This is a genomic window from Xenorhabdus bakwenae, from assembly GCF_030272115.1.
GTDB classification, from domain to species: Bacteria; Pseudomonadota; Gammaproteobacteria; order Enterobacterales; family Enterobacteriaceae; genus Xenorhabdus; species Xenorhabdus bakwenae.
The window spans coordinates 3,504,584-3,516,022 of the sequence record NZ_CP119194.1 but is presented as its reverse complement, the minus strand read 5'-3'; the positions used below and the strand labels follow the sequence as shown (position 1 = coordinate 3,516,022).

Annotated in this window: 10 protein-coding genes and 2 pseudogenes; 1 reads left to right on the top strand and 11 read right to left on the bottom strand. The window is 42.7% G+C overall.

Annotated elements, in window-relative coordinates; genetic code table 11:
• Positions 1-21: 21 nt before the first annotated feature.
• Positions 22-171 carry a hypothetical protein gene (locus tag PXH59_RS20140; RefSeq protein WP_352232099.1) on the bottom strand — a complete coding sequence of 50 codons (150 nt, stop codon included), beginning with the start codon at positions 169-171 and terminating at the stop codon, positions 22-24.
• A gap of 2,324 nt (positions 172-2,495) precedes the next feature.
• Between PXH59_RS20140 and PXH59_RS17460 the strand changes: the two genes are divergently transcribed.
• A complete protein-coding gene (locus tag PXH59_RS17460) occupies positions 2,496-2,798 on the top strand; it encodes a helix-turn-helix domain-containing protein (protein WP_047768547.1) in 303 nt (100 codons plus the stop codon).
• 30 nt (positions 2,799-2,828) lie between these two features.
• Here PXH59_RS17460 and PXH59_RS17455 read toward each other — a convergent pair whose 3' ends face one another.
• From PXH59_RS17455 to PXH59_RS17410, 10 genes and pseudogenes are all read right to left on the bottom strand, one after another.
• Positions 2,829-3,017, bottom strand: a complete 189-nt coding sequence (locus tag PXH59_RS17455) for a hypothetical protein (RefSeq protein WP_152669787.1) — start codon at positions 3,015-3,017, stop codon at positions 2,829-2,831.
• 200 nt (positions 3,018-3,217) lie between these two features.
• Positions 3,218-4,246 (bottom strand): annotated as a pseudogene (locus PXH59_RS17450) (glycerate kinase); the annotation flags it as partial.
• Between the two features lie 6 nt (positions 4,247-4,252).
• Positions 4,253-5,092: an IS630 family transposase gene (locus PXH59_RS17445; RefSeq protein ID WP_285809378.1), complete on the bottom strand. Its 840-nt coding sequence runs from the start codon at positions 5,090-5,092 to the stop codon at positions 4,253-4,255.
• A gap of 61 nt (positions 5,093-5,153) precedes the next feature.
• Positions 5,154-5,306, bottom strand: a pseudogene (locus PXH59_RS17440) (DUF1281 domain-containing protein); the annotation flags it as partial.
• Between the two features lie 90 nt (positions 5,307-5,396).
• The gene (locus PXH59_RS17435; RefSeq protein ID WP_285809376.1) at positions 5,397-5,705 is read right to left on the bottom strand and encodes a TA system toxin CbtA family protein; all 309 of its coding nucleotides are present in this window, start codon (positions 5,703-5,705) and stop codon (positions 5,397-5,399) included.
• 16 nt (positions 5,706-5,721) lie between these two features.
• Positions 5,722-6,180 (bottom strand): hypothetical protein, encoded by a 459-nt coding sequence (locus tag PXH59_RS17430; protein ID WP_285809375.1) that lies wholly within the window; start codon positions 6,178-6,180, stop codon positions 5,722-5,724.
• Between the two features lie 204 nt (positions 6,181-6,384).
• Entirely contained in the window at positions 6,385-6,843 is a 459-nt protein-coding gene (locus PXH59_RS17425) for an antirestriction protein (protein WP_285809373.1), read from the bottom strand.
• Entirely contained in the window at positions 6,830-7,003 is a 174-nt protein-coding gene (locus PXH59_RS17420; protein ID WP_285809372.1) for a hypothetical protein, read from the bottom strand. Before PXH59_RS17420 ends, PXH59_RS17425 begins: the two co-directional genes overlap by 14 nt.
• Positions 7,004-7,397: 394 nt before the next feature.
• Positions 7,398-10,520 carry a type I restriction endonuclease subunit R gene (locus PXH59_RS17415; protein ID WP_285809370.1) on the bottom strand — a complete coding sequence of 1,041 codons (3,123 nt, stop codon included), beginning with the start codon at positions 10,518-10,520 and terminating at the stop codon, positions 7,398-7,400.
• A 105-nt stretch (positions 10,521-10,625) separates the two neighbouring features.
• Positions 10,626-11,332 (bottom strand): IS1 family transposase gene (locus PXH59_RS17410; RefSeq protein WP_285808308.1). Its coding sequence is split into 2 segments (ribosomal slippage): positions 10,626-11,083 and positions 11,083-11,332, totalling 708 coding nucleotides; the frame shifts between segments, so codons are not numbered across the junction.
• Between the last annotated feature and the right edge of the window lie 107 nt (positions 11,333-11,439).

Here is an 11,439-nt window from a genome sequence, read left to right as displayed (position 1 = left end):
TCAGAGTCTGATCCCCAGCGATTAACGCGGCGGCAGCCGGGTTTTCTCTGCCTGTTTTTCAAACAACTGATGAATACATACATGGTCAGGATAGGGGGTTTCCGTGGCGTTCCAAGTTTCCAGCAATCCCGCTTTAAGGGTATTTTCCCTGCTGGTAATACTGTCTTTCATTTGCTTACTACCTCAACGAATCTATCGGATATTTGAAAACTGTTATTTCCAGCAACCGTTACAAATGTTTTTCTTTTACTTTTAGGAGAAATAACAACGGGCACGCCAAGCATCGGAAGATACTTAGACACTATTTTTCTCAGGCGCTGGATGTCATGGCCCGGTTAATAACTGCACAGCTAAAAATGATGTGACAATAATTTCCCAGACAACGGAATAAATGGTTTATTTGATGAACCCTAATAAGGCATTCCATTTTTTCCTTGTTTTTTAGATAAGCGTTTTTGATCTACATCAATTTTTTATTACGCTGAATTCTACAACTCAATAAAAATGGATCTGTTGAATATATCTACTGGCATGAGCGCTAAGTCCTTGCTGTATTTTTTCCATTTAGTATTTATCTGAAATTATTTCAGATAAAAGGAAGTGTTTATGTTTATAAATAGCCACTCACAATCAAGGAACAAGGTATACAAAACAAACCATTATTTATCATTACGTTATAATAAGCACATGTATATTCCCCATGTAAAAAATAAACTAAATTAACTACCTATTATTTTATAATAATAAAATTACACAACTGATGTAAATGTAAAGGACAATTATATTTAATACCAAAATAAAATAATTTCAAATAAATACTATTTTAATATAATTGCTTAGTGGAATAATCGCTAAATTTGCAGTTATTGAGTGTAAACGCGATATTTTTAATGAAAGACAAAAAGTTCAGGGGAATTTTCAGCAGGATAAATTGCAATCAGAGTAGTGACGGTGGGAAGAGTGGGCGAGGTTGTTGAAAAAGTAATTTCCTTCCTTATTAAAATACTTTACCTTTTGTTAAATCCAACGTATACCAATCCAACTTCAAGGTGCGTGTTATATTTTCCCGCGCAGCAGGGAAATATAAGGCCTCGCGTCGTCTGGCGGATTGCAGCTTGAAGTTTATCGAGTATATTTCTTCTTTTTTTATTTTGCCGATTGATCTGTATCCACATTTCCCCAGGGTGAGGGCGCGAACATTATTTAACCGAATAAAGTCACTTTGAGCTGTGGCTGTCGTGGTGATCTCATCCTTCCTTTTCCAAGAGTGCTGCCATAGATATCGGCTACGATGTTTTCAACCACAATGGTATTTCTGGGAACCTTGTACAACAGCCGTTTTTTTTAATTTTAATGCGATATCCCGAAAAAATACTTCAATACGGTTATTTTCCATAGATAAACTATCAAAGAAAAACAGAATACAACTTGATAGAACGACCATCTACCAATAAATATATTTATCTGATTGTTTTTATTGAAAAAATAAAAATATCGCTCAATAATCCGTAAGGAATACTCTTGCCGTTTTCAAAAAAATCAAAAGTGCGAGTAAACCTCGTTTTTAGGCGAATTAAAAGTCTATTTAGTGGAAAAGGTAATGGTAAATAATATTTTTAATGGTAATAGGATAAATCAGACGAAATAATCTACCAAAACATAAAAATACCTTTACATAAGTAAAATAAATAAAATTATATTAAAAAACAAAACAATTTATATCAAACTGTAAACATAATCCTAGATAATTTAACCTAAGTCAAGATTTCATTACATACTACAAATTTCATTTCATGCTTTTAAACAATTATAATATATGATTTTTTTTGTTATTCACATATTTTGTTGCGTCATCAATAATATTATTGGTGACAAATAATATTACTTGATGCCAGTCAAAATATTGCCAGAAAAACCAAAATTAATGCTTTAAAAGCATGACATGTCCGAAATTTAATTGTATTTAATGATATTCCTTAGGTAAATTATGAAATCTAAATCAGACAGTTTGATATATTTTGTCCAGTTTATAACCTAAGGAAAATCATCAACAAGAATGATATATGTCGACAAATATGAGGTTAGACAAAAATTAACCTAATTTTGCATGTTTGCCTTAATTGATTAACTAAAAATCATTAAAAATCAATGCAATAAATTTATTAAAATATATAAAATCCCATAAAATAAAAATCAGAAAAATATTGATTATCTTTCATGCAAGGAGAATAGAAACTCTGTCTAAGCCGTATCGGTAACTCAACCGAAAAAATATGCAGAGGTAGCCATAAGGCAAGGATGACAAAAAAAGACGCATGTTAGAAAACAAAAACGGCGAATCAGGTGGTATCAATAGGCATACCATGAACGAGAGTAAATCCGTCAAGGCAGGCTCTATTTTACGAGCAACCAACGGGGCAAAAATCGAACTCATTTTAAGCTTCGGCAATTCTCCTTGATGACGCCATAACTTACTAATGAAAAAAGGATGAGATATGGAAGATGCAAACCTATTAGTCGGAAAACGTATTCAGACCAGAAGGAAAGAGTTGGGTATCACTGCTACAGCATTAGCAAAGGAACTTGGCCTCAGTCAACAGCAACTTTCACGTTACGAAACGGGAGTGAATCGGATCAACATCTCCCATCTCGTGAATATTGCCGATATATTTAATACGCCAATCCAATGGTTTTTCGAAGATTGCAAACCCGTCAAGAAAGAGGACTGTAGTGTGAATAAAATTACGGATCAATATCTCCCCATTGCCGAGACAATTATAGGCAAGAATGGTTGGTAAATCCGGCAAAATAAATTCGTCAGAAGCCTGTTATGTTGCTGATTTCAATGATCCCATTGAGCCTGTATTGCATTTTGTGCAAATGCTTTTCCAGAGGTGACCGTCCAGACGGTCACCAAATTCGGCAATAAATGGCCTGATGGTCAGCAGTTTGCTAAATCTGGCTTTGGTTCTGTTGTTTTCCATCACATATCGGTTCGGCATTCCCACGTTAATCATTGTCACAGCTTTATACGGTTTCACTCTGGGGATATCGACACCCACCCATGCCACTTTATTGTTAGCAACGTTTGTGGAAGAACGGGCAACTGTGATTGGGTATTTTTACTGGGAGCGTTGTTATTTGCTGTATCTATCAGTTTTACTGCCATCATGACTCAACGACACAGTAAACGGCGATAATGCTCATCAAGTAGCATTCAATGGGAAATAGCCCAAATTGCTGCAATATTCCGTGCCGTTACCTGCAAATTATCGGCACCATTAGCAAGGGCATCGGCAAGGGAACACGCCTCGGGTATGATGGAAAAGACCGCATCCAGCCCATGTTGATGCACAACATGATAGTCCCGGCTCATTCCCCCCACTAACGCAATGGTGGGAATGCCAAATTTTTTCGCCACACAGGCAACACCAATGGGGGTTTTACCGTATAGGGTCTGGCTATCCAGGCGACCTTCCCCCGTAATGACCAGATCTGCCCCCTGAATCACGTCTTCCAGTTGCAAGGTTTCGATAACAATCTCAATACCTGGCTGTAATCTTGCGCCCATACATCCCAATAAGGCAGCTCCCATTCCTCCGGCCGCGCCAGCCCCCGCAGCAGCAATCACACGTTTTCCCGTTAGGGACTCTATTTTCATGCCATAATGACGCAATGCCGAGTCTAACGATTTCACCATCTCCGGCGTCGCGCCTTTTTGTGGGCCAAACACCGCTGATGCGCCCTGTTCACCACACAACGGATTATTCACATCACAAGCCACGGTAAGTTCAATGTGCCTGAGACGTGGATCAAGATTTGTTAAATCAATACGTTCCAGCCGGATTAATGCCGCACCGCCGAATGGCAGAATACGACTGTCACCATCCAATAAATTCGCCCCAAGTGCCTGCATCATACCTGCACCACCATCGTTGGTTGCACTACCTCCTATGCCTAAAATCAGTTTGTGTATCCCCTGTTCCAATGCAGCCAGAATCAACTCTCCCGTTCCATAACTCGTCGTTATCAGAGGGTTACGCTGTTCCATCGGCACCAAATGCAAACCAGAAGCGGCAGCCATTTCAATCACCGCGGTTTTGCCATCTCCCAGCAGGCCAAAAAATGCCTCAACCGGCTGTCCCAGAGGATCAGTAACAGTACACACGATACGTTTTCCTCCGGTTGCAGCCACCAGTGCTTCGACTGTCCCTTCGCCGCCATCCGCCATAGGGAGCTTGATATAGCAGAATCAACATAACCTGACACACTCGATGTGCTCGGTGAACACCTCATCAACTGAACATCTTTTTTGTCTTCTTATCGCTTTTGCCCCACCCCATTTGTGTTCTATGGGATTCAAGTCCGGACTATAAGCGGGCAGCCACTCTAATTGATATTGACTCTCTGCTATCGCTTGTATCGTATCAAGTCGTTTATGAAAACGCGCATTATCCATGACTATCACGGCACCGTGTGGGAGTTTGGGCAATAAATCCTGCGTCACCCACGCATGAAAGACATCGGCGTTAATGTTGCCAGTAAATAAGCTTAAGGTGATGAACGTATTTTCGAGAATGGCTCCAATCACGTTAATACGGCCTTTCGCGTGCCAATCCTGTGTACCAAAACAACGCTGCCCTTTCTCTGAATACCCGTATATCCGTGGCATTGACTGCGCGAAACCACTTTCATCCAAATACACAATCGGTTTGCCTTCCTGTTTATAGCCGCTGATGCGCTCGACAAACGCCTGACGAAGCTGAGGATCAGCGCGAGGATGTTTTAAGGTTTTTTTATGAGTGAGGCGAAGCCGTTTCAACGCGTAATGAATCGCCGATTGTGAGACCCCTAAGCGCTTTGCTCTTTCCCATTGATAGTCATCAGGAAAATTTTGGACATCCGCGATGAGCACCTCATCAGGAATTTTCATGGGAGGCTTATCACGCGTCATGCAAGGTTCTATTTTATGACTCCACCGGAACAGGGTACGAATAGAAATCTCAAAATGGGCACTCGTTTGTTCGAAAGTCAACGAATGCTTATCTTTGTATGCCAGTACTCTTTTTCGAAAATCTAGACTGTAACCCATTTCACTTTATGCCTTGTCATTTTGGATTTGGATATTATGACATATTAGTATGATTTTGCTATATCCCCGCACAGCCGGCCAGAAACAGCCGCAGGCTTTGCAGCACTGCCTGACGGTAACGGGGAATTTCTTCACCGCAGACCCATTGTTGCATGACGTCAATACACACCGACTTGCCGGTGATGTCCAGTTGATTGGTGACCCATTCTGCCATGGTCAGGTTCCTCATTGGATTAATAAGCATAAACCGGAGGAACCGTGCCATCAGGGCACAATTCCCCCGATGGGTGATTAAAAAAAGGGGTTACTCAGACAGTGACCCGTTGTTCTGACTGAGCAGCGTCCCGGTAATACCGCAGTCGAAAAGTACCCTCAGTTCATCATGAATACCCAGATACGGGGTACTGCCCTGCATATCCTGCGCATTCAGCCGGGTTAAATCGTATTTATCTACTAACGCGTTAATGGCTTCAAAGGGCGGGACGCCACTGGCCATCAGCTCAGCCACCGTGTCCGCTTCACACAGGACCGTATCATCCAGGTTCAGGCCAAAATGCCGCTTCAGCAGTGTGCCGGCAATCACCTGCCAGGCAGTTAAACGTAAAGGTGCCATAGTCATACCTCACGGGTTAAATGCTGACTGTCGTGCCGTGCCGGAGAATCTCCTGCACTTCACGGCATTGTTGATAACGAGGTGAAATCACATGCAACGACAATAACGCGGCTTCATGCCTCAGGACACAGGCTTCCGGGGCATTCTGCCAGCCCTGCTCAAGCACGGCTGACTGACACAACTGCTGCTGTTGCTTTTCCAGTGACAGGCGTTCTGAGGCCCGTGTCACCGGCTGTGCCCAGACAATCTCGTCATAGCATCGGCCACCGAGCACTTTTTCATCCTGTGCGTCATAAATCATGACGGTCAGCGGGAAAAAAATGCACTTAAACTGGTCAGATAACGTTTCCGGTATCGGCCAGTCGCCCAGCAGATGGATAACTTTCAGGCGCTGTACCGCTTCGGTGACTGAGACCGCTTCGCACACGGTCAGGGTTTCTTCCCGCAGGGATTGCCTCGCTTGCGGGTGCTGCATCAGGCCAGTGACCTGAACAGTAAACAGTTCTTCATGGGATACCGTACCCGTGTCATCCGGTGCCGGTAAAAAAAATCGGGTTCATACGTATTTCCTTGATTTGAAGTCAAATAAAGAAAACACCCGCCCGAGACCGGGAAGGTGTTTTCGGCTCCCTGGTCAGGCGCTTAAGAAAAGAGTTAACAGCATCATGGGCTGATAACGTCAGTGAGAATGATTATTTTTATTTTCGATTAATGACCGGCTGATAAAGTCCTCGGGGGGCACCCATGTCATGACTGACCCTATCAGACCGTTTTCCGGGTGTTGCTTCGCATATTCCCGCAATTCGCAAAACCGACAGGCATCCCGCTCATTCAGCGCGGCAATACGGGCAAGCACGATTGACGTCACAGCCAGTCCGAACGCATCCGCCGACAGTGTCACCCTTAACTGCGTGTCCGGCAGGTAAACCGGATAATTTTTCGCTGATGTCGGCACCATATAAGCCAGCGACTCAGATACTTGCCGACCTGTCCATTGCTCAGGCGGGTAATCGCTACATAACGTTGAGGCGGTATTAGCAATCAGAAACCCCAGAAACAACCGTTCCAGCGGTTTTTTGCCGGGAAATGCCGCAGACAGCGCGGGACTGTCCAGCATGATAAGTTCACTTTTTTGCATGATGTTCTCCTGTGAATAAAAAAAGACGGAGAACACCCTGCCCGACGGGAAGCATGTTCCCCGTCCGGGTGACTGGCGTAATGCCAGAATGGATTAAATAACCTTCATCATCATCATCAACGATGATATCTGCTTCCAAAGGTGCGTAGATGTACCACACAGTGTGTGCTCCCTTACAGGCTACGGGAGTGTGGGTGTCGCTGCCCGAAGGTGATCCTCATAAGCGACCGGATCATCGATAAGTCTGACCACGCTAATGAACGGAAATCATAAGGTCAATACGTAATTCATTTTCCGGGACAAAAAATAATGTCAGAAGCGCGATGGCGTTATTTAAATTGATTAGAATGCAATCTATCCGTTCCAATTTTATGGTGTGACCAAATCAGGCAACTTGCTCTAACTCACTTTTGGACATAAATCATTTAGAGTAAAACCCGAATAAAGCCAATTATTCGGGTTTCTTATCTTAGTTAATAAAGGCAAATATGAATATTTAGGTTATAAAATGACTAATTATGCAAAAATCATTAACTCTATCGTATAATGTCTATCTAGTCTGTCGCACCCTGCAAAATAAACTCCCGCAGTAGCTTGTTCAGTTCAATATTGACTTTAGGTGGCGTTAGCTTTGTGCCTAATTTATCTTCTAGGTAGGCCTTAGCTTTGGCTTTATCCACTGTTGCCTTAAGTGCATCAAAACGCCCATAATCGTTTAAGTTGGCGGCTGTAATATTGCCTGTTGTTAGAGTCTTAAGCTGCTTACCATCGAGTCCCAAAGCGTCGACTATTTCTTGCAAGGCTTTATCCTCTTCCTCAGCTTGAGCACGGGTAATGTAATCTTGTAAGGATTTGCCTGCTTCGATAATTAAATTACCTGCCTGAATATCAATCAGTAGTTTGTTTGCTTGTTTTTGCTCCGCTTGGCTTAAGCTAGCAAAAGATTTATGCAGTTCATCAAGCGTTTGTTGCATCTCCTCTGGCGTGACATGCGGTTGCTCGCGTTGCTTAAGGAATTTGGTGAACTGAGCGTTCATATAGTTATGATCAATTCGCCCAGTATTTTGCTTGGTTAAATAGCCCAAAATGGCATAAGGAACCGCAGCCACACTTCCGCCGCCATTACCTGGTGAAGACGACAGCTCTTTATAACGTTGCAACATCGCTTGATACTGATTCTCATCAAAATCAATATCCACCGTATTACCCGTTTCTTCAAATGGATAGCTGCTTTCCTGCCAGTTAAACCCTTGAACTTTCGCCGCCTCTAAAGTTTTACTGAATTCATTAAACAGGCTAGCAAACTTAGCACGAGTCTCTTCATCTTTAGGTAACTGACTAAAATCGCTGATCTTCGCGTTTTTAAAAATGATTTCTATCTCGGCAAATTTTTCATTGAGAGAATGCAAGTTATCTTCCAATTTCTCCACAAATACACCATAAGGACGATCTCCAGAATAGAGCTTGAGCGCTTTATTGATGTTGAGTTCCATGGTGTGCGGTTTGCGGTAATAACGAATATTGCCAAAAGGCTTATCGATACCAAACAATCGGTTAGTGCGAGAAAACGCTTGAATGATATTTGCGTACTCAAGTTCTTTATCCAAATACAGGGTATTCACCCATTTGGAGTCATAACCGGTGAGCATCTGATCAACAACAATCAGTAAATGTAATTGCTGGTCCGGTTGTTGCTCAATATATTGATAAGGTTTTTTGTGCGCAAGACGTGCCGCAATATCCTTTTTAAATTGCGCATGAGTGGGCAAGGTATAGGTCGTATTGTAGGTTTTGTTATAGTCCTCAATAATCTCAATTAACCCAGCTTCTTTAGTCACGGTATTACCTTTGTTATCAAGGTTAGGGTCAAACAACGCCGTGATCTTCAGTTGAGGAGCTTGCTGTTTGAATAATCGATAATACTGTAAGGCATCAGGAATACTGTGTGTGGCAAAAATGCCATGAAACTGATTACCACGGCTAAAACGCACCCAGTTAGCCAGAATATCATTAATGACTTGCTGTTTATGCTCTATGCGATCATATTGCGTTGTAGGCAGTAATTCTTCAATGCCTCGCGCTTTTTTACCATTGATTTCTTGGGTCGCCATTGGCACCCGAGCACTGTCCATGTACTTTTCATAAATTTTAGTTTTTGCAGGATCGGCAAATACTTCAGTAACATTCGTTGCTTTGGCTTTTTCAAGCGCAACCGCCTCGCGTAAGTCATCATCACGATACGTCATCACTTTGCAAGGGTCGAACCCCAGCACGTTACCATCTCGAATACCATCCGCAATGCTATAACGATGTAACTCATCACCAAAAATCGTACTGGTTGTGCTGTCCTTCTTCTGGTTTTCTTCTTGGATTGGCGTTCCCGTAAAGCCAAAGAACACCGCATTAGGGAAAGTGGCTTTGATGATAGAAAGCATATCGCCAAAGGTTGAACGGTGGGCTTCGTCGACAATGAACACAATGCGCTTTTGATTAATACAGTCGATATCCGCAGTTTTTAATTGTCCTTCATCGTGGATGTTGCTCATCTTTTGAATTGAAGTCACAATCAAACCATCGCTTGGCTTTATGCTTTTCAGTTTGGCGATCAGAACATGGGTATTTTCTGTTCCTTGCACATCATCACTGGCGTCGGCAAAGCTGCGATATTCTTCTAAGGATTGTGTTCCTAACTCGATGCGGTCCATCAAAAACACCACTTTATCGGCATCGCCAGAGTTAGCAATCAGTTGCGCAGACTTAAAGCTGGTCATGGTTTTACCCGAGCCAGTGGTATGCCAAATGTAGCCACCTTTATTTTTAATAGACCAGTCCAAGCTGGCGACTTTACTTGAAATAGCATTAGCAGCGTAATACTGATAGCTGCGCATCACTTTAAGAATGCCATCGGCATTGTCGGCAACGGTATAAAAACCAATTAACTGGTGAGCCATCGGAATGGATAGTAACCCCTCGATCACTTTCTGCCAGTGGTTGATGGGTTCATTAGAAAAATCGGCCCACTGGAAGTGGTAATCATGATTAAAGATTCCGTCCTTCCCAGGGTTAGCAAAATACAAGGTATTATCTGGATTCATTGCAACAAACACCTGCACTAACGCCATGATGCCACCGCTAAAATGCCCTTCATGGGTGTATTTTTCTATCTGGTTACACGCTTCAATTACTGGGACGCCTGAACGTTTGAGTTCAAGGTGGATAACGGGCATGCCATTGATCAGCAACAAAAGATCACCGCGCCTGTCGTGCTGGACGGCACTTTTACGCTCAAATCGAGGTTGCTGAACAATTTGATACCGGCTTTTTCCCGCGGCTATTTCTTGGCGGTCATAAATATTGAGGCTTATCTCTTTGCCGTAGTGCAGAGTGTCTGCGGCATTGTCACGTTTAATAGAGACCGTTTTACCGTTAATAAAACCGTTTATCTTGAGTGGAGTTTGAAGCGCAATGATTTGCTCTATAATTTGCTGCATCTCACTCTGGCTGAGTGGCACATTGTTTAGGCGATCAATGCTGTTGTTATTTTGATAAAGAATATCCGCCCAATTTTTCAGCAAATCGGCTTCGGTGAGATTGGTTAAAACCTTATCTTCCCAGCCTTTCTTGCATAGCTCGGAGATAACATCTTGTTCAAATTGGGCTTCACTAGTGTAGGTCACAGCTTATCCTTAGCGTACAGTCTAAAAAGCTCAGTTACCTTTGGTTTATGAGTGGTAACAGATAAAATTGAAATTATAGTCGATCACAGGTCATGCACCCAATAGTTAGATAACCTTTGGAAGATAGTATTCACGCTCAATGAAAGTGCCTATCACTTTGTCATGCATTTCTTCGGATTTGGAATAACAGATCGTTTTCCGATTCAGTCTCTTGATGCGAGTACGTAAGGTCAGATTGGTTCTTTCGATACGTTGAGTAAATTTCTTCCCTCTAAAGTGTTTTTCCTCAGAAAGGCAATCGTAAACGGCATAATTATCGGTACAGAAAAATTGAATTTCGAAAGGAGCCAGAAGTGCCAGCAATTTGCTCAGTGTTTTCCTGCTGCGATCCCCCAATACGTGCGCGATTATTTGCTTTTGCTCCGGTTCCCAGGCATACCAAAGCCAGCGCTGATTCTTCTTGTTACCGACAAAAGACCATTGTTCATCAATTTCGCAGATAATATGAATATTATTTGCGGCCAGCGGCAGTGTAGTTACCTGTCTGGGTTCGAGTTTTTTAGGGTACGAAGAACGGTGTTGATACCCACCTTCAGGACACGAGCGGTGTCTCTGATACCGCCATTATTCGCAGCCATATCCACAATCTGATCTTTCATTCCGGGTTTGCAGGCTTGGTAGGTGTAATTCAGTTGAAAGGTTTTACGGCAGGCATAACAGTGATAACGCTGATGTCCGCTGCTTCCTTTTCCATGCCCTTTGACCTCTTCCGCTTTGTGACAGTAACGACAAACCACATCAACTTTAGCCATATCTCACCAGTAATAAAAAGTGGGGAGTTTACTACAACAATCTAATGATTGGGAGCATGACCCGATCACAAGCCAATGTTGTGACCGCATAAGTGTTTGGTATGAAC

Bases quoted from the DNA above. Each gene is read 5' to 3' on its own strand.
- PXH59_RS17455 (WP_152669787.1), bottom strand. From the start codon at position 3,017: ATGATTAACGTGGGAATGCCGAACCGATATGTGATGGAAAACAACAGA.
- PXH59_RS17435 (WP_285809376.1), bottom strand. From the start codon at position 5,705: ATGGCACCTTTACGTTTAACTGCCTGGCAGGTGATTGCCGGCACACTG.
- PXH59_RS20140 (WP_352232099.1), bottom strand. From the start codon at position 171: ATGAAAGACAGTATTACCAGCAGGGAAAATACCCTTAAAGCGGGATTG.
- PXH59_RS17430 (WP_285809375.1), bottom strand. From the start codon at position 6,180: ATGCAGCACCCGCAAGCGAGGCAATCCCTGCGGGAAGAAACCCTGACC.
- PXH59_RS17425 (WP_285809373.1), bottom strand. From the start codon at position 6,843: ATGCAAAAAAGTGAACTTATCATGCTGGACAGTCCCGCGCTGTCTGCG.
- PXH59_RS17445 (WP_285809378.1), bottom strand. From the start codon at position 5,092: ATGGGTTACAGTCTAGATTTTCGAAAAAGAGTACTGGCATACAAAGAT.
- PXH59_RS17460 (WP_047768547.1), top strand. From the start codon at position 2,496: ATGGAAGATGCAAACCTATTAGTCGGAAAACGTATTCAGACCAGAAGG.